At 35.9% G+C, this 19,579-nt stretch carries 19 protein-coding genes; 17 read left to right on the forward strand and 2 right to left on the reverse strand.

Annotation, left to right across the window (positions count from 1 at the left end; genetic code table 11):
* Positions 1–16: 16 nt before the first annotated feature.
* Entirely contained in the window at positions 17–826 is an 810-nt protein-coding gene (locus tag AB3M96_RS01565) for a patatin-like phospholipase family protein (protein WP_412965798.1), read from the forward strand.
* Complete coding sequence (locus tag AB3M96_RS01570; RefSeq protein ID WP_412965799.1) at positions 804–1,835, forward strand: SepM family pheromone-processing serine protease; 1,032 nt, start codon at positions 804–806, stop codon at positions 1,833–1,835. The genes AB3M96_RS01565 and AB3M96_RS01570 overlap by 23 nt, the downstream gene beginning before the upstream one ends.
* A gap of 49 nt (positions 1,836–1,884) precedes the next feature.
* On the opposite strand, the gene AB3M96_RS01575 is transcribed toward AB3M96_RS01570, so the two are convergent.
* A complete protein-coding gene (locus tag AB3M96_RS01575) occupies positions 1,885–3,126 on the reverse strand; it encodes a nucleotidyltransferase (protein ID WP_412965800.1) in 1,242 nt (413 codons plus the stop codon).
* Between the two features lie 286 nt (positions 3,127–3,412).
* Between AB3M96_RS01575 and AB3M96_RS01580 the strand changes: the two genes are divergently transcribed.
* The 4 genes from AB3M96_RS01580 (at position 3,413) to gerR (ending at position 5,794) form a co-directional block, all read left to right on the forward strand.
* Positions 3,413–3,931, forward strand: coding sequence for a YceD family protein (locus tag AB3M96_RS01580; RefSeq protein ID WP_412965801.1), 519 nt, complete (start codon positions 3,413–3,415; stop codon positions 3,929–3,931).
* 37 nt (positions 3,932–3,968) lie between these two features.
* On the forward strand, positions 3,969–4,142 hold the full coding sequence (rpmF, locus tag AB3M96_RS01585; protein WP_077617716.1) for a 50S ribosomal protein L32: 174 nt from the start codon (positions 3,969–3,971) through the stop codon (positions 4,140–4,142).
* Positions 4,143–4,325: 183 nt separating this feature from the next.
* Complete coding sequence (locus tag AB3M96_RS01590; protein ID WP_412965802.1) at positions 4,326–5,093, forward strand: enoyl-CoA hydratase/isomerase family protein; 768 nt, start codon at positions 4,326–4,328, stop codon at positions 5,091–5,093.
* Positions 5,094–5,176: 83 nt separating this feature from the next.
* A complete protein-coding gene (gene gerR / locus AB3M96_RS01595; protein ID WP_412965803.1) occupies positions 5,177–5,794 on the forward strand; it encodes a sporulation-specific transcriptional regulator GerR in 618 nt (205 codons plus the stop codon).
* A gap of 83 nt (positions 5,795–5,877) precedes the next feature.
* Here the strand turns inward: gerR and AB3M96_RS01600 are convergent, their stop codons facing one another.
* Positions 5,878–6,354 (reverse strand): N-acetyltransferase, encoded by a 477-nt coding sequence (locus AB3M96_RS01600; protein WP_412965804.1) that lies wholly within the window; start codon positions 6,352–6,354, stop codon positions 5,878–5,880.
* 193 nt (positions 6,355–6,547) lie between these two features.
* Between AB3M96_RS01600 and AB3M96_RS01605 the strand changes: the two genes are divergently transcribed.
* The 11 genes from AB3M96_RS01605 (at position 6,548) to AB3M96_RS01655 (ending at position 19,447) form a co-directional block, all read left to right on the forward strand.
* Entirely contained in the window at positions 6,548–7,879 is a 1,332-nt protein-coding gene (locus tag AB3M96_RS01605) for an acetyl-CoA carboxylase biotin carboxylase subunit (RefSeq protein ID WP_412965805.1), read from the forward strand.
* A gap of 98 nt (positions 7,880–7,977) precedes the next feature.
* The gene (locus AB3M96_RS01610) at positions 7,978–8,190 is read left to right on the forward strand and encodes a biotin/lipoyl-containing protein (RefSeq protein WP_412965806.1); all 213 of its coding nucleotides are present in this window, start codon (positions 7,978–7,980) and stop codon (positions 8,188–8,190) included.
* Between the two features lie 59 nt (positions 8,191–8,249).
* Positions 8,250–9,791: an acyl-CoA carboxylase subunit beta gene (locus AB3M96_RS01615; RefSeq protein WP_412965807.1), complete on the forward strand. Its 1,542-nt coding sequence runs from the start codon at positions 8,250–8,252 to the stop codon at positions 9,789–9,791.
* 153 nt (positions 9,792–9,944) lie between these two features.
* Positions 9,945–10,835, forward strand: a complete 891-nt coding sequence (locus tag AB3M96_RS01620; protein ID WP_412965808.1) for a 2-dehydropantoate 2-reductase — start codon at positions 9,945–9,947, stop codon at positions 10,833–10,835.
* A 2-nt stretch (positions 10,836–10,837) separates the two neighbouring features.
* A complete protein-coding gene (locus tag AB3M96_RS01625; RefSeq protein WP_412965809.1) occupies positions 10,838–11,230 on the forward strand; it encodes a DUF3397 domain-containing protein in 393 nt (130 codons plus the stop codon).
* A 98-nt stretch (positions 11,231–11,328) separates the two neighbouring features.
* Entirely contained in the window at positions 11,329–12,957 is a 1,629-nt protein-coding gene (bshC, locus tag AB3M96_RS01630; RefSeq protein ID WP_412965810.1) for a bacillithiol biosynthesis cysteine-adding enzyme BshC, read from the forward strand.
* 131 nt (positions 12,958–13,088) lie between these two features.
* The gene (mraZ, locus tag AB3M96_RS01635) at positions 13,089–13,520 is read left to right on the forward strand and encodes a division/cell wall cluster transcriptional repressor MraZ (RefSeq protein WP_412965885.1); all 432 of its coding nucleotides are present in this window, start codon (positions 13,089–13,091) and stop codon (positions 13,518–13,520) included.
* A 58-nt stretch (positions 13,521–13,578) separates the two neighbouring features.
* On the forward strand, positions 13,579–14,511 hold the full coding sequence (rsmH, locus tag AB3M96_RS01640; RefSeq protein WP_412965811.1) for a 16S rRNA (cytosine(1402)-N(4))-methyltransferase RsmH: 933 nt from the start codon (positions 13,579–13,581) through the stop codon (positions 14,509–14,511).
* Between the two features lie 28 nt (positions 14,512–14,539).
* Positions 14,540–14,902 (forward strand): cell division protein FtsL, encoded by a 363-nt coding sequence (gene ftsL / locus AB3M96_RS01645; protein ID WP_412965812.1) that lies wholly within the window; start codon positions 14,540–14,542, stop codon positions 14,900–14,902.
* Position 14,903: 1 nt separating this feature from the next.
* On the forward strand, positions 14,904–17,117 hold the full coding sequence (locus tag AB3M96_RS01650) for a penicillin-binding protein (RefSeq protein WP_412965813.1): 2,214 nt from the start codon (positions 14,904–14,906) through the stop codon (positions 17,115–17,117).
* Between the two features lie 380 nt (positions 17,118–17,497).
* On the forward strand, positions 17,498–19,447 hold the full coding sequence (locus AB3M96_RS01655) for a stage V sporulation protein D (RefSeq protein WP_412965814.1): 1,950 nt from the start codon (positions 17,498–17,500) through the stop codon (positions 19,445–19,447).
* Positions 19,448–19,579 lie beyond the last annotated feature (132 nt).

The raw sequence follows: 19,579 nt of genomic DNA on the forward strand, positions 1-19,579 counted from the left end.
GTGGAGGAGGATTTACTTGAAGGAGCCGACAATCGGTTTGGCATTAGGGTCAGGTGGTGCAAGAGGATTCGCCCATCTTGGAGTGATAAAAGTTTTACTGGAGGAAAATATCCCAATTCATTATATCTCAGGAAGTAGCATGGGGGCACTTGTTGCCAGTTTTTATGGAGCAGGTTTGGACATTGACCGATTATATAAGTTGGCATTAGCGTTTAAGAGAAAATATTATTTAGATTTTACAGTTCCTAAAATGGGATTTATCGCTGGCAAACGTGTAAAAGAACTCATCCGGGTTTTTACTCATGGAAAAACAATTGAACAGTTAGATATTCCAATCTCAATTGTTGCAACAGATTTATTAACGGGAGAGAAAGTGGTATTTACAGAAGGTCCTGTTTCTGATGCAGTAAGAGCAAGCATAGCTATTCCGGGGATTTTCGTTCCTGAGAAAATTAATGGTAGAATTCTTGTTGATGGAGGCGTTATCGATAGGGTTCCTATTTCAGTCGTAAAAGAGATGGGTGCGGATATCGTTATTGCGGTTGATGTTTCACATGTTAAAATTAATGAAGAGGTTACTTCAATTTTTGATGTCATACTTCAGAGTATTGATATCATGCAGAAGGAACTCGTGAAATTTGGAGAAATCACATCTGATGTTATGATACGTCCACATGTTGGACAATATAGTTCACGTGCATTTACAAATATTGAAGATATAATACGAATTGGTGAAGAGGAAACGAGGAAACAAATTCCAATGATCCATCAGGCAATTGCAAAGTGGAAGGAGATTTCACATAATGGAGAGAAAAAAAAGAAGTAAACCATATATAAAAGCTTTGTTGGTTGGTGTTGTTATAGCTGTCCTAGGCACATTTATTCAATTGCCTTATTATGTAACAAAACCAGGAATGGCAACAGAGCTTGATCCAATTATTGATGTGGAAAACGGCTATAAAGAAAAAGGGGAATTCATGCTAACAACGATAAGAATGGGTCAGGCAAATATTTTTAGTTTTGGGTGGGCAAAGTTAAACAAGTATCATGAAATCCTTCCTATCAATCACGTGAGACGAGAAGATGAAAGTGATGAGGAATATACAAACCGCCAACTTTTTTATATGGAAGATTCACAGGAATCAGCCATTTCGGTAGCGTATCGTTATGCTAATAAAGAGGTAACAGTAAAAAACCATGGAATCTATGTCATGAGAATTCTTAAAGATATGCCAGCCGAAAAAAAGTTAAAACCAGGTGACCGCATTTTTGCAGTAGATGGAAAAGAGATTGAAGATCAGGATGAATTTATTACATATGTATCAAGTAAGAAGGAAAATGATGTTATAGAGCTATCAATAGAGAGAAATAATAAAGAGGAAGTTGTATCAATACCAATTGTCCCTTTTCCTACTCAGCCAGAAAAGGTCGGAATTGGTATTGAACTAATAACGGATCGTGAAGTAATTACTGACCCAAAACTCGCAATAGATACGGAAAAGATTGGTGGACCATCAGCAGGTCTTATGTTTACACTCGAAATATATAATCAACTTACCGAGAAGGATCTTACGAATGGACTACGAATTGCCGGTACCGGAACAATAAATGATGATGGGATTGTTGGACCAATAGGTGGCATTGGCCAAAAAATTGTTGCAGCCGATCGTTCAGATGTTGATATTTTCTTTGCACCAAATGAAAATGGGGCAGCCGATTCAGACTATCAAAATGCATTAATTACAGCAAAAGATATTAAATCGGATATGAAAATAGTTCCTGTAGATACATTTGAAGAAGCACTACATTATCTTGAAGAGTTAAATGGTAGCTAATCATACAAAAAAACAGCCTCTACGTATGTAGTGGCTGTTTTTGGTTTAATTACAAGTATTTGTGTTCTTTCTCATCGAACCGAATTGGAGGTGTGGAATATTCCTGTTTAAGAAGTTCAGAACGAAGAGGTTCAGGAAATACAGATAAGTATGTCAGGGTTGCTTTGAAATCTAATGAAAGTAATTCATCTTCGTAAGCTGATACCTTTGAAATGATTGGTAATTCTACATCTTTTTTAATGCTATTTAAATAAGTTTGACCATTTACTGACATGCCAAGCAATCTAATATATGTTGCCTCAGGCTTAACTAAAACAGAGTGTAGCTGTTCTTTAGTTGTATTGGTAAGTATACGAAGACATATCCTCTGCAAACGAGTCCATGTATATCGTTTTGTTTTTATTAGTTCCATAAATTCATAAAAACTAGTGGCTTCTTTGATGTAAGTCAATAGCCTGTTCTCAATACCTTCTTCCACTTCATAAATCCTGGAAAGTTCACTAGGAGTAGAAGTCAGGAGTTTATATTTTAAAAGAGAAAAGTAATTTTCCCATTGATGAAATAATTGGTACTCATTATAATAGGATTTTAACCAATAAAGTGTACTTGCTGGTATATAACTTTCAATTTCATTGATTTCTTTGTTACCAGAGAATAGCGCTTTTCTAATACTAGTTGCGCTAGCTATGGAGTTATGTGTAAAGGTTTCGTCGTGATAATCTGCAGATGTTCTCTTAATGGTTGTTGCTTTAACGGTACTACTTTGGTCATGTATTGCCTTAACATAGTGAAATCCAAGAATATTATTAGGTTTTGACAAATCAAGGTATGTATCATTGTTAGATAGAGAAGAATAAGCTAGGGATGCTGCTTTTGGATAGCTATACCCTTGTTTTACAACTTCTTTCATTAATTGGTCATAGGAATTTTGGTTATCTATCATGAATGAAACCGTGCGTTCAAAGTCAGTTATAGTTCCATTTTCACTACCAAAACAGACTTCTGAGCAATGTAGGGCATTTAATAATGAGATGCTTCCGTTAGCAAAAGTCTCGGCTTTTTGAGTTGCAAATGCGTAAGGTAATTCTATAACAATGTCAACTCCTGCTTCTAAAGCCATTTTAGTTCGTGTCCATTTAGAAACTAAGGCTGGTTCGCCACGTTGTAAGAAGTTGCCGCTCATCACGGCAATTACACAATCGGCGTTTGTTTCCTTTTTTGTTTCATTAAGATGAAAATAATGTCCATTATGGAATGGATTATATTCAACAATTACACCTACTGCCTTCATAGCGACACCCTTCAACGTTTATTTTTGATGCCTTTTTGGTGTTGTACTAAGTTGGGTATTGTTCATTGTAAGGCATAATAGTATACTTTAATAAGTTTTTACTTTATTTAAGGAATTGGTATAGTGCCAATTTTGGCGGTTTCCAAATATATTATATTTAAATATTATTTTTTTGGAAAAGCTGGTATAGTAGTAAGGAATATATATATTATAGTGTAAAGAAAAAATATTGACAAATGTAATCTACAAAGCTATAATTACCTTTGTTGCCTTGAGGTGATTTCACATGAAATGGTCAATTAATCAATTAAATCAGCTAGCTCGGAAAGGCTTAACGATTGACGAAATTGTTGATGTAAGTGACTTAAAAGATATTGATAAATCAATACGAGACGTTTCACCGGTCCATATTACTGGTCGTGGTGATCTTAGCTCAACGAAAGCAACATTTCATTTAACGATTTCAGGATCAATGATTCTGCCTTGCTCACGAACTTTAGTTGATGTAAAGTTTCCGTTCGAAATTCGAACTACTGAAACATTCTTACTAAGAGACACATCAGATTTTGATTCAGAATCGGATGACGATGTTCACCATGTTCGGGGAGAAGTAATAGATTTGCTTCCTCTAATCAAGGAAAATATTCTTCTTGAAATTCCAATTCAGATTTTTAGTGATGATTCGAACTCTCAAGATGGTGCTCCACAATCAGGTCAGGATTGGGAAGTTATCTCCGAAGAAGATAACAAGAAAAAGATAGACCCTAGGTTGGCGGGATTAGCAAAATTCTTTGAAGACGAATAAAATCCATCTTTAACCATTTTTTAAGGAGGTGGGAATAATGGCTGTACCTTTTAGAAGAACATCTAAAACAAGAAAAAGATTACGTCGTACTCATTTCAAATTACAAGTGCCAGGTATGGTGGCATGCCCAAACTGTGGTGAAATGAAATTAGCACACCGCGTATGTAAAGAATGCGGTACTTACAAAGGAAAAGAAGTTGTTAACAAATAATTTTTTGTTAGCTCAATAAAAACGTGTCAATAACTTAGTTATTGACACGTTTTTTATTTAACTTAGGCAAGATTATTAATTATACTTAAGTATGATGGATTAACCCTTACATAGTAGGAACAACAAGGAATGATTGCAAATGGACTAAACAAGAAAATAATCCAAAATGTTGGAGGGATTCAAATGAATAAATACATTGTATCAAGAGATGATGAATTGGGAATTGTTTGGTTCACCATTAATCGTCCAGACAAAAGAAATGCAATTGATTATGATGTAATGGACGGATTAGCACTAACAATATCTGAGGTTGAAAAGGAAGAAAACGATAAAATATTAGTGATAACTGGAGCGGGAGACAAGGCCTTCTGTGCGGGAGGGGATCTTACAGCGTTTCAAACTCTATTTACACAAGAAGACGCTTATCAGATGCTTTCAAAAATGGGAACAATTCTATATTCACTAGCCACACTATCCAAGCCTACAGTTGCTCTCTTAAATGGACTTGCAATAGGAGGAGGATGTGAACTGGCGACAGCTTGTGATTATAGACTAGCATCTTCTGGAAGTAGAGTTGGATTTGTACAAGGCAGTTTAGGGATAACAACCGGATGGGGTGGGGCATCCTTGCTGCTAGAAAGGGTCCCTTCAACAACTGCACTTGAAATGCTATTGTCGGGTAGTATTTATTCTGCACAAGAAGCATATGAATTAGGGTTTATTAATCAATTAGTTTCAGCAAATGATACTCTCGGAGAAAGTAACCATTTTATTACAAGTAATATAGCTCATAGTACAAAAGTAATAAATGCGTATAAAAAAGTTGTAAATACAAAATTCAATTCCACAGGGTTGAAGGAGAGAATGTTTGAAGAAATTAAGGAATGTTCACGTTTATGGGCATCAGAGGAACACCATAAAGCTGTATACAAGTTTATACAAAAGAATTAAATAAATCTTGCTAGATTGTGTATAGTCTATCTTTTCTACTACGTGCATATGTATAGTAAAAAAGAAGTTTAGGAGGGAAAGGTATGACAACTACACGTCAAGATGCTTGGACTCAAGATGAGGATCTACTTCTAGCTGAGGTTGTACTGCGTCACATCCGTGAAGGTGGGACGCAATTAGGTGCATTTGAAGAAGTAGGCCGGACGTTATCCCGGACAGCCGCGGCATGTGGTTTTAGATGGAACTCATATGTTCGTAAGCAATACAAGACAGCGATAGAACTAGCTAAAAAACAACGTAAAGAATTAAAGAAGCAAGCTCATTCTGAAGTTTCGACTTATGAACATGTTGAGGCAGAACCGCAATCACAAGGAGCAGTGAATAATCAAGAGCTTACACTTAAAGATGTGATTCAATTTCTCGGAGAGTATGAAAAGCAAGAAAATCAATTACACAATATAATCAATGAAAATAAAACATTAACTATACAAGTAGATAGACTTCAAGAACAAATTGAAGAACTTGAGGCGGATAAGAAAACGCTTGAAAGTAACATCCAATTAATTGAAGAAGATTATAAGGCACTTATTGAGATCATGGAACGTGCCCGGAAAATGGTTGTCCTCCAAGAGGATGAAAGAAGTAAAAAAGTGAAATTTCAAATGGACCGTAATGGTAACTTAGAAAGAGTTGAAAAATAATAAGCTAGTCTTAGTATTTTTACTAGCGAAGTCTAAAAAGGCACGAAAAAACAGCTGACCATATGTTCAGCTGTTTCTTCTATTTATTCATCTATTTCATGTACACCTTCTGGGAACCATAAAAGTGGGTTTTCACCAAGATCTCTTTCCATATTATAAGCAGCAGGTGTGAACCCCATTCTTTCCCAAAATTCAGAGGACTTTACCCGGGGATTTGTTTTAATTGGGAGATTAAATGATTTTGCATAGTCTACAAGGGCTTTACCGAAACCTTTTCTCTGATAATCCGGTAAGACCTCAAGCTTCCAAAGCTCAAGGTAATCCTGCGCCGGTTCGAAATATTTGTTAAACTTCTTACCAACTGTGTATAAACTCATACGTGCAACTAATTTCTCGCCGAAGTAAATTCCATAAAATGGTGAATCGCTATCATTTTCTATTATATTTGCTTCAAGGTCCTCAAGCATAGAAAGCTCTTGTAGACCGTATTCTTTAAATTTTTTAAACTCTTCTAATGTTTTGTAGTTTACTAATAATTTTTCAACTTTTGTTGTATACATGTTATATCCCCCTCAGAAAATTCTACTAACCAAAACAGTTTTTTAATATTCTTTTATTCATTATATAATAAAAAAACAAAAAATTCTGTAGAAAAAAATAGAAAGCGTTTTCAGTTAATAGGAGGATAATGTAGATTAGTGTAGAAATAAATATAAGGTCAGCCTTGTACAATTTGCGAAAGGGGAAACGAATTTGAAAAAAGTTTTAGTTGCAAATAGGGGAGAGATTGCATCAAGAATTATTAGAACCTGTAATGAAATGGGTATATCAACAGTCGCTATTTATTCAGATGCAGATAAGGACTTACCATATGTACAAAATGCAACTGTAGCATATAGAGTTGGAGAACCACCCGTAACGAAGTCTTATCTTCAAATTGACGAAATTCTCGAAATAGCTGGTCGTGAAGAAGTGGACGCAATTCACCCAGGCTATGGCTTTTTATCAGAAAATGCCGATTTTGCTAAGCAAGTTGCCAAGCAATCTATTATTTTTATTGGTCCATCACCAGAGGTAATCGAGTTAATGGGAGATAAGGTGAAAGCGAGACAAACTATGATTGATGCAGGTGTCCCTGTTGTCCCTGGAAGTAATGAGGGTTTAAAAACAATTGAGGAAGCTTGTGTGTTTGCTTCTGACATTGGGTACCCCGTAATGCTAAAGGCTAGTGGTGGTGGTGGTGGAATTGGAATGGTGCTTTGTCATACAGAAGAGGATATAAAAAAAGCCTTCCAATCTACAAAGACACGTGCAAAAATGTATTTTGGTAATGATGAGGTCTTTATTGAAAAATACATTTCAAATGCCAGACATATTGAAGTACAAATTTTTGGTGACCAAAATGGGAATGTAGTTCACTTATTTGAAAGAGATTGTTCGATCCAACGGAGAAATCAGAAGGTAATTGAAGAAACTCCTTCTCCTTTTATATCAGTAGAAACAAGAAAAGAAATATGTAATGCAGCAATAAAAGCAGCTACATATGTTCAATATTATAACGCTGGCACAGTTGAATTTATTGTAGATGAAGAAGAGAATTTTTATTTTCTAGAAATGAATACAAGGCTTCAGGTTGAACATCCGATTACTGAAATGATTACCAATTTAGATTTAGTAAAGTGGCAGCTTTTAGTTGCGGATGGAGGAACATTACCGTTATCTCAGAAAGAAATTACTTCATCCGGACACTCAATGGAATTACGCCTCTATGCAGAGGACCCTAACACATTTTTACCATCACCAGGTAAAATAGAAGTGTTTTCGATACCTTCGGATAAGGATGGAATTCGCATTGATAATGGCTATGGCGAAGGAAATACTGTTACCCCCTTCTATGACCCGATGATCGCAAAGCTTATTGTTAAAGGGGAGAATAGAAAAGAAGCAATACATAAAGCCAAGGAACTTCTAAAAGAAATAGAAGTAAAGGGAATCAAAACAAACATCCCACTATTTCAAAGGATTATGGACGATGAATCTTTTACCGAAGGAAACTATACAACGGGATTTCTGTCCAAAAAGTAGGGTATTGGGGATACATTTCATAGGGTTTACTAATTTGGTATAAAAATAAATATAATTTATTCAATTTATGAACATAAACATTAGGAGGAAAACAAAAAATGAAAGAAATTACATCATCAATGGCAGGTACTGTATTACAGGTATTAGTTTCAAATGGAGATGAAGTTACCGAAGGGCAAGTAGTGGTAATGCTTGAGTCAATGAAGATGGAAATTCCGATTGAGAGCCAAATTAATGGCAAAGTTTCTGATGTAAAGGTAGAAGTAGGTAGTTTTGTAAATGAAGATGAAACCTTACTTGTACTAGAATAATAGTTTGCACCGACTAACAATTTTTATTGCAACCATACGTTAACTATAGGAGGAAGGATATGCTTCAAACAAAAGATCTTGATCAAATGCTTTCAGAAAAAGTTAATGAGATAGAAGCGGGTGGACAGGAAAAGTATCATCAAAAGTTAAAAGAGCAAAACAAGTTATTTGTTCGAGACCGACTAAAACTGCTATTTGATAATGGTATTTATCAAGAAGATGGTAAATTTGCGAATTATACGGCAGGAGATTTGCCAGCAGATGGTGTGGTTACTGCAATTGGAAATATTAACGGCCAAAAGGTATGTGTTATGGCGAATGACTCAACAGTTAAGGCAGGCTCTTGGGGATCAAGGACAGTTGAAAAGATTATTCGTATTCAGGAAACAGCTGAAAAGCTACAAGTTCCTTTACTTTATTTAGTAGATTCAGCAGGAGCACGAATTACAGATCAACTTGAAATGTTCCCAAACCGCCGTGGAGCGGGCCGTATTTTCCATAATCAAGTTAGACTTTCAGGAATGATTCCACAGATCTGTATACTATTCGGCCCATCTGCAGCTGGTGGAGCTTATATACCTGCATTCTGTGATATTGTTATTATGGTAGACAAAAATGCTTCTATGTATTTAGGTTCCCCTCGAATGGCGGAGAAAGTTATTGGGGAAAAGGTAAGTCTTGAAGAAATGGGTGGTGCAAGAATGCACTGCACAGTAAGTGGCTGTGGAGATGTGCTTGCAGCAAATGAAGAGGAGGCAATTCAAAGCGCCCGACAGTATTTACGATACTTCCCTGCGAATTATACAAAGCAGCCAGAAAAAGCAGCTGGTGTGGGGCCTAAAGAAGGAAGAAGCTTGTCGGATATCATTCCTGTTAATCAGAATGCCCCTTTTGATATGTACGAAGGTATTGATACTCTCATTGATGAAGGAAGCTTTTATGAAGTTAAGAAACTTTTTGCTCCTGAAATAATAACTGGGCTTGCACGCATCAACGGTCGTCCTGTAGGAATAATTGCAAATCAACCCAAAGTAAAGGGTGGGGTGTTATTTGTAGACTCAGCAGATAAAGCTGCAAAGTTTATAACTCTTTGTGATGCATTCCATATTCCATTGCTATTTTTAGCGGATGTACCTGGCTTTATGATTGGTACAAAAGTAGAGAGAGCGGGAATAATTAGACATGGTGCTAAATTAATTGCCGCGATGAGTTCTGCAACCGTTCCGAAAATATCGGTAATTGTACGGAAAGCTTATGGAGCGGGTCTCTATGCAATGGCTGGCCCGGCTTTCGAACCGGATTATTGTGTTGCTTTACCTACTGCCCAGATTGCAGTTATGGGACCCGAAGCGGCAGTAAATGCAGTATACTCAAATAAAATTAATGAAATAGAAGACCCTAAAGAAAGAATTGCTTTTGTTCAACAAAAACAACAGGAATACAAAGAAAGTATTGATATATATAAATTAGCCTCAGAATTAATAGTTGATGATATTGTAGCGGCAACAGAATTACGAGATGTTTTAATAAATCGTCTAGAAAGCTACGAATCAAAAACTGTTGAATTTGGACGCAGGAAACATCCAGTATATCCGGTATAACCTGAAGACTAATAGCTTTTAAAGCTATTGGTTTTTTTTAATGCAGATATTCGACAATCATATATATTTTCATTACATATAATGATACGATACTAGTCATATTGTCGGACTTTTTGGTAAAATGTAGATAGTACAAATTGTGGGGTTGATACAATGAAGATAGGTATTATTGGTGGAGGTTCCATAGGATTATTGTTTGCCTATTATCTAGCAAAGCAAAATGACGTAACGGTCTATGTAAAAACTGAACATCAAGCAGACCTTCTTACAAATAAGGGTGTAACCTTAGAACAACATAATGCGTCTAACACAAGAAAGGTACAAGCGACTACAAATCCAAGTTCAATCATTGAGGAGGAACTTGTACTTATTGCAGTTAAACAATACGCTCTAAAGGAAGTAATTAAATGTTATAAGGGTTTGGATATAGTACCTGCCATTGTATTTCTTCAAAACGGAATGGGGCATCTTGAATACATAGAAAAGCTTAATACTCCGAATATTTTACTAGGAGTAGTAGAACACGGAGCATTAAAGGTGGATGACAGAAAAGTAATCCATACTGGGATTGGGAAAACCAAACTTGCTGCAAGTCGAGGAGACTCAAAAGTAATAACAAACGTGATACATTCTACGGACAAGCCTGCATTCAATATTGAACTTATCCAGGAATGGTATAGCATGATATCAGAGAAGCTTGTAGTTAATGCGGTAATAAATCCGTTGACCGGCTTGTATAGAGTGGAGAACGGGGAACTAATACAAAATCAGTATTTTAAAGAGACAATGAGTGAAGTATTTACCGAGATTACATCCGTTATAGAAGTGGATAGTGAAAAAATGTGGTCTCAAGTAATTCAAATTTGTAAGAATACATCAATGAATAGATCTTCAATGTTAAGGGATATAGAAAAAGGTAGGAAAACAGAGGTGGATGCGATTTTAGGCTACGTGCTTAAGCAAGCAGAAAGAAAACGAGTGTATCTTCCGATTACTAGTTTTTTATTCAATGCTATAAAAGGAATAGAAGGTAGGGGGAGTTAAGAATGGTTAATTTCTTTGCTGGAATTGCTGCAACGATTGTTACAATACCGTTATTAGGTTTTGTATTAGTCTATATTATTAGTAGAATAATTGTTAAAAACAACCGTAAGTCATTTTTTCTATCAGTCGATATAACGACCGCATTTTTTATTATAGCCGTTCATTATCTTCTGCTCGTTATTGTTGGAAAAAGTATGCTGTGGTTAATTTTGTTAATACTCTTTTTATCTATCTTAACTATTATGTATTTAAGTTGGCGTAAAACTCATGAAATACATACAACCAAGATGATAAAAAGATTTTGGCGCTTTACCTTTCTAATAGCATCTTTTACTTATTTTATTTTAATGGTTATTGGGTTATTTCAACGTATCTTTACAAACTCTATACATTAAATAAAATTTCGATGAGCGAATGTTTTTGGATTGTAGATAAAGCGTGCTATACTCAACTAAGATAACATAATGGATTAAGAAAGGAAGAACTTATATTTATGGAGGTTGTTGATCTCTTTTTGCCATCTTCAAATCGGTTGGTAAATGATTATATTTCTAATAAAATGGATACATCAAGTTTTTTTGACTATGACATACATTCTCCCATTGTTTATGAAGTTAGAAAAAACGACTTAGCTAAGAGATTGTTTGACCGGGAGAAGCTGGTTAATCAATTATTATCGTTTAATAAAAGGTTTAATTATCATCAAAACACAATTGATAATATTCATAAACTAGAAGACCCTGCGAGTGTCGTAGTTATTGGTGGCCAACAGGCTGGAGTATTAACCGGCCCTTTATATAGCATACATAAGATTATTTCAATTATTAAGCTTGCAAAAGAGCAAGAAGAAAAATTACAGATACCAGTCATTCCTGTGTTTTGGATTGCGGGAGAAGACCATGATTTTGCAGAAATTAATCATGTGTACATAAACGATCCAAATAAAGGCATTAGTAAGAAGGCAGTACCACAGCGACATATTGGAAAATCAATGGTTTCTTCGATTAACTTGGAAAAAGAACATCTATCGGCATGGGTGGAAAGTATATTTGAAACCTTCGGTGAAACAAATTATACAAATGAACTGCTTCATCGACTAACGACTTATATTGAAAACTCTCAAACGTATGTAGATTTCTTCATTCAAATTATAAATGACTTGTTTGGAGAAACTGGTCTTGTTTTAGTGGATTCAGGCTCATCTCAAATTAGAAATCTGGAGCAAACCAATTTTAAAACGCTGATTGAGAAAAATAAAGAGATCCATGATGCATTGATTAGCCAACAGGAAAAGATCTCAAAATGCCAATATCCAAAAACGATTGATATGAACGAGAACTCTGCAAACATTTTTTATCACTTAAATGGTGAGAGGGTATTACTGGAGTATAACAAGGAACATGATGTATTTAGCGGTAAAAATAATGAATGTATTTTGTGTACAGAAGAGATACTTCAAATTGCTGCTGAAAACCCGGAACAACTAAGTAACAATGTTGTTACACGACCAGTTATGCAGGAACTCTTATTCCCAACACTTGCTTTTATATCAGGGCCAGGTGAGATTTCTTATTGGGCTGAACTTAAACAAGTATTCTCTGTTATGGGCATTAAAATGCCGCCAGTTGTACCTAGGCTCATGATAACACTATTGGAAAGACCAATTGAAAGTACGATAGGAGATTTGGGCTTAACAATAGAGGGAGCTTTAACAGGAGAACTAGCAAAAGTAAAAAGTAACTGGTTAAACAACCATACTGGTGATGTGGAACATTTAATTGCGGATGCAAAAAAAGAAGTTGAGCAAATTCATAAAAAGATTCGTATGGCTGCTTTAAACATTGATCAAGGCTTGTCAGAATTACTTGTAAAAAATGCAGACTTAATTCAATCACAATTTGACTTTTTGCAAATGACTATTAATAGAAGATTCTTACATAAAAATGAAGTTGAGATTAAAAAATACGACAGGATTGAGACTTCGCTTATTCCATTAGGTGCACCACAAGAGAGAATCTGGAATATTTTTTACTATTTAAATAAGTATGGCACCAACTTTGTGGTGGATTTACTAAATCTAGAATATAAATTTAACTGGAATCACAAAGTAATAAAGCTATAATTCTGAATATAAGAAACCAAAAAGTCCTCATTTTTGAGGGCTTTTTTCTATTTGGTAAAATATTATAAATTTTTGGTGGTGAAAAGTGGGGGATTGTGGTAAGATAAATACAGAAAGTGGGGATAACAGATATGTTCATGGGAGAATACCATCATAGCGTTGATGCCAAAGGCCGAATGATAGTACCTGCTAAATTCAGGGATGATCTAGGGGAAACGTTTGTTTTAACTAGAGGCTTGGATCAATGTTTGTTTGGTTACCCACTATCTGAATGGAAAATACTAGAGGAAAAATTAAAAACTCTCCCACTAACAAAAAAAGATGCCCGAGCTTTTACGAGATTCTTCTTCTCAGGGGCGATAGAATGCGAATTAGACAAGCAAGGCCGTGTTAATATTGCATCACCTTTACTTTCTTACGCCGGACTTGAAAAAGAGTGTGTTGTGCTAGGTGTATCAAACCGTATAGAAATCTGGAGTAAGGACAAGTGGGAGGAATATTTTGCTGCTTCCGAGGAATCTTTTTCAGATATCGCTGAAAATATGATCGGTTTTGATATATAATTATCTTCTATGTTAAAGATAATAGTGAAGAATACAGAAGATGATAAGAGGTGCTAGCATGTTTCAACATAAGACTGTTCTTTTAGAAGAGGCTGCTGATGGATTAAATATTAATCCTGATGGAATTTACGTAGATTGTACACTAGGTGGGGCTGGACATAGTTCTTACATAGCATCAAAACTATCAAATAAGGGAAAGCTTTTTGCTTTTGACCAAGATGATACTGCTATAAAAAATGCATGGGACAAGCTCTCGATATATGGTGACATTGTAACAATTATTAAGAGTAATTTTGCTCATATAACCGAAAAATTAAATGAACAAGGTATCACAGCTGTAGATGGAATTCTATTTGACCTAGGTGTTTCTTCTCCACAATTAGATACACCTGAACGGGGGTTTAGTTACCATCATGATGCTCCCCTAGATATGAGGATGGATCAGGATTCAACATTATCTGCTTATGATGTTGTAAACCATTGGTCGTATGAACAAATGGTGAGAATCTTTTTCCAATACGGAGAAGAAAAGTTTTCTAAGCAGATTGCAAGGAAAATTGAAGCAGCTCGAGAAAATAAACCGATTGAAACAACAGGCGAGTTAGTAGAACTAATTAAGGAAGGAATTCCTGCTGCAGCCAGAAGAACTGGCGGACACCCGGCAAAAAGAATCTTCCAAGCAATTCGAATTGCAGTAAACGATGAGTTAAAGGTATTTGAAAATGCCATTAACCAATCGATTGATCTTCTAGCTCCGGGAGGACGAGTAAGTGTTATTACTTTCCATTCTCTTGAGGACCGAATTTGTAAAGTTGTCTTTAAAAAGGCGAGCGAAGGTCCACCACTACCGCCTGGACTGCCGATTATACCAGACGAATATAAACCAACATTAAAACTTATTACAAGAAAACCGATATTACCATCAGAGGAAGAAATTGAAGCCAATAAAAGGGCAAGATCTGCAAAACTACGTATTGCTGAAAAATTATAATAGAGAAGATACTTCAAGGAGGGATATGATGGGTAACTTAGCATACAAAGTCAGACAGAACGAACAATACCAACCGAATCAAGCACCAAAGACTAGACCTGTTACTACAAAAAAATCTAAATTTACATTAGGTGAAAAATTATTAGGGCTGATCTTTGCTGTAGCTATAGTATTTGCGTCCATTGTAATCATTTCTAATCAAGTATCTGTCTATAAAACAAATATTGAGATTCAACAAATGGAGTCTACGATTAATGACCAAACAAAACTAAACAGTGACTTATACGTTCAAGTTCAAGAATTGAGCAAGTATGAAAGACTTTGGGAAAAAGCAAGAGAACTTGGTTTAGTATTAAATGAAAATAATGTAAAAGTAGTACAGGGTAACTAGTATGAAAATCAAAAATCAAAATATTAACAGAGGAGCAGCAATAATCAGTGTATTTTTTGCTTTGCTCTTTTTTGTATTAATCGGAAGGTTTATTCAAATTCAATCTACAGGTAAGGTTGATGGCGTTGTTTTAGCTGCTATTGCGGAAGAAAAGTACACAAAGCAGCGAGAAATAGAAGCTGTAAGAGGTTCCATATACGATCGGAACGGTAAGCCGATTGCAGAAGATACATCTTCATATACAGTTGTTGCAATCCTTGACGAAGAATTAACCGTTGACGAAGATCAGCCAAAGCATGTGGTTAATCCAGATGAGACTGCACGAAAGCTTGCTCCATTACTTAAAATGGACGAAACAGAACTTTATGAAATTATAACAAGAGATAAAAAACAAGTTGAGTTTGGGTCCTACGGAAGAGATATTAGTCAACAGCTTAAATTAGAAATAGAGGCTTTAGAATTGCCAGGGATCGGCTTTAGAAGAGAGTTGAAGCGGCACTATCCTAATGGTACTTTCGCATCACATTTAGTTGGATATGCACAAAAAGTACCAAACTCTGAAGATGATTCAAAAACAGAAACAGTTGGTATGTTGGGTATTGAGAAAAGTATGAATGATACACTTAAGGAAACCCCGGGGCGGATGACGTTTCAAAGTGATAAAAAGGGGTACAAGCTGCCGGACGCAAAGGAACAAATTGTGCCACCAGACAATGGGAACGACATTTATTTAACAATTGACCAGACAATTCAAACCTTTTTAGAAGACGCGATGAATACAGCTGTAAAGGAATATGAGCCGGAAAAGATAATTGGAATAGTAGCAAACCCTAAGACCGGCGAAATATTAGCAATGTCAACAAGACCCAGCTTTGATCCAAATGTTAGAAATATAGAAAACTTCTTAAATGATGCAATTGCATATCCTTTTGAACCGGGGTCAACTATGAAAATATTTACCCTTGCTGCTGCCATTGAAGAAGGAGTTTATGATGGTAATGCAAGTTATTTATCAGGTAGTTATGCAGTTGGACCAGATATTATCCGGGACCATAAGCGTGGTGGTTGGGGTACAATTACTTATGACGATGGTGTACTCAAATCCTCCAACGTTGGTTTTGCTAAAATTGCTAAGGAACAGTTAGGTACTGAAAAACTATTACAATATATTAGTCGATTTGGTTTAGATAAACCAACAGGAATTGATATAGCAGGAGAAGTTGAAAATAAAATAAACTTCAAATATGAGTATGATCAAGTTGCTACAGCATTTGGCCAAGCTTCATCTGTTACGCCAATTCAGCAAATACAAGCTGCAACAGCTATTGCAAATGGCGGAAAAATGATGAAACCTTATGTAATTGATAAAATTGTTGATCCAGACACAGGTGAAATTATAGAAGATCATAAATCGAAAATCTCAGGTGAACCGATCTCTGCGGACACAGCAAGTAAAGTTTTAAATCTGTTAGAGAGAGTTGTTACGGAAGGGACAGGAAAACCTTATAATCTAGAAGGTTATCAAGTTGCTGGAAAGACAGGTACTGCTGAGATTTTTGAAAATGGTGGTTATTTATACGGTGGGGGCAATTATTTCTATTCCTTTATGGGGATTGCTCCCAAGGATAACCCTAAGTTGATTGTTTATATTGCTGTTAAAAAACCAAAGCTAAATGAAGTTGAAATTGGTTCAGATCCGGTCTCGCTCATTTTCAATCATGTAATGAAAAATAGTCTTCAATATTTAAACATTCAACCAATCGAGGAAAAAACTGAGTCAAATCCGAATATAGATAATGAACTAGATGTAGATTCATATATTGATAAATCAGTCGATGTTGCTAAAAAGACTCTTGAGGAAAAGCATCATAAAGGAGTAATTGTTGGTAATGGTAAAAAAATTGTCAATCAGAGTCCTAGACAAGGAGAAAAAATCCTTCCTGGTGAACAATTTATCCTCCTGACTGATAATGAAGCTACACTACCGGATGTTGTTGGTTGGTCACTAAGAGATGTGATGAGGCTTGGAGATTTACTTGGTATTACGGTATCGTATGAAGGTAGCGGATATGTTGTTGAGCAAAATCTGCCTCCTGGATCCATCTTAAAAAAAGGTGATACAGTTAAAGTAACTTTGGAACCACCTAACACGAAAAAACAAGAAGCACCTAGTGATTTGGAATATAATGAAGAAACAGAAGAAGAAAGTGAGTAAGAACTGAGGAATTCCTCAGTTCTTTTTTCTATATAGTGGCTACGTTTCAAAACATACCCACTAACGAAACTAAACTGATATGAGTGGGTAAGAAAGAGAAGTAACGCATCCGTTCACGCAGCTAATCTGATATGAGTGGGTAAGAAAGAGAAGAAACGCACCCGTTCACGCAGTGAATCTGATATGAGTGGGTAAGAAGAAATGTATCAATTAATACTTCCAACTTCTATTAAATAACCTTATATATAATATCTCTCAGGAGGAATAACCACGTTCAGCGTTCTATTATAAACTGTACAAGCATATATTTAGACGAGCCTATACAACAGATTCTGTGTTGTTACTTTGGCGGTTATGTATTTATCGGGAGGTTCTATTATATGCGAGTCTCAAATGTAACTGTACGTAAAAGATTGTCAATTGTATTATTTATTGGTTTTTTGCTATTTCTGATTATTGATGTCCGTTTAGGGTATGTGCAGTTTTTTGTTGGAGAAAAACTGACGGATCTTGCAAAAGATTCATGGAGTCGCGATATTCCTTTTGAGCCTGAGCGAGGGAAAATTCTCGATCGTAATGATGTGGAACTCGCTACAAACCAGAGTGCTCCAACAGTATTAGTTGTACCTAGACAAATCGAGAATCCTGCTGATGCGGCTGAAAAATTAGCTGCAGTTTTAAATATGTCAAAGGAAAAGGCCTATAAAAAATTAACAGAAAATGAATCAAAGGTCTATATCAATCCTGAAGGTAGAAAGATATCCCATGAAAAAGCAAATGAAGTACGTGCACTAGGGATTAAAGGTGTATACATAGCTGAAGATTCAAAACGTCATTACCCATTCGGGAGCTATCTTTCTCATGTATTAGGATTTGCAGGTATTGATAATCAAGGGTTAACTGGAATTGAATCAATTTATGATGAGAAGTTAAAAGGTGAGAAAGGCAGTGTGCAGTTTTATTCAGACGCAAAGGGACGAAGAATGCCGGATATCGCTGACGATTATACCGCACCAAAAGACGGTTTAGATCTACGTTTAACGATCGATACCCGAATACAAACTATTTTAGAAAGTAAACTTGATATAGCTGAAGCACAATATAATCCGGACGGAATAATAGGTATAGCAATGGATCCAAACACAGGTGAAATATTAGGAATGTCATCTAGACCGGATTTTGATCCAGCCAACTTCCGTAATGTTCCACAGGAGGTATACAACCGTAATTTGCCGGTATGGAGTACGTATGAACCTGGTTCGACATTTAAGATAATAACTCTTGCAGCTTCATTAGAAGAAGGTAAGGTAGATTTAGAGAAAGATCATTTTACTGATCCAGGTTTCGTTAAGGTGGGAGGTGCTACCTTAAAGTGCTGGAAAAGAGGTGGTCACGGTCATCAGTCTTTCCTGGAAGTAGTCCAAAACTCCTGTAACCCTGGATTTGTTGAATTAGGAAACAGATTAGGAAAAGATACATTATTTAAATATGTTAAGGACTTCGGCTTCGGTCAAAAAACCGGTATTGACCTTCAAGGAGAAGGGACAGGGATACTATTTAAACCGGAGAATGTTGGTCCTGTTGAGTTAGCAACTACTGCTTTTGGTCAAGGTGTTGCGGTAACACCTATTCAACAGGTTGCAGCAGTGGCTGCTGCCGTTAATGGAGGAACTTTATATACACCGTATGTAGCCAAAGAATGGGTTGACCCAACTACTGGTGAGGTTGTTAGTAGAAATACTCCACAGGCAAAACGAAACATCATATCTGAGGAAACTTCCGAAAAAGTTCGCTATGCTCTTGAAAATGTTGTAGCAAAAGGATCAGGTGGAGGAGCTTATGTAGATGGATATCGTGTAGGTGGAAAAACCGGAACAGCTCAAAAATCAAAAAAAGGCGGAGGCTACCTTCAAAATAACCATATTGTTTCATTTATCGGCTTTGCGCCAGCAGATGATCCACAAATTGTTATTTATATTGCAGTAGATAATCCTAAAGGCACTGTACAGTTTGGAGGGGTTGTTGCAGCGCCAATCGTAGGTGATATTATGCGAGAGAGTTTGCCATTATTAGGAATTGAAAAACGCAAGAATCAAATAGAAAAAGAAATGAGATTATGGACTGATAAAAAATATGTTGAGGTTCCAAATGTAATAGGTCTAACAAAAAAAGAACTTCAACAACAACTTACAAATATAAAATTAGATATAAGTGGAGAAGGTAATGTGGTCGTAGATCAGGCACCTGATGCAGGTGAACGAGTTGAAGAAGGAACAACCCTACGTATCCATTTAGGAGACGGACAAGGTAAGGAAGATTCTAAAAAGTAATGTGAGTAGCTTGAAGGATTCTCCTTTAGGCTTCTTTTTTCTATAAAACCGAATACCATTAATATAGGGTAATATTTTTATTTGAGAATTGTGTTTTATTAAGAAGGTAAAATATTTAAGTCGGGTCCTGAA

It is taken from the genome of Ferdinandcohnia jepli (assembly GCF_047246645.1).
Classification (GTDB): Bacteria; Bacillota; Bacilli; order Bacillales; family Bacillaceae_L; genus Ferdinandcohnia.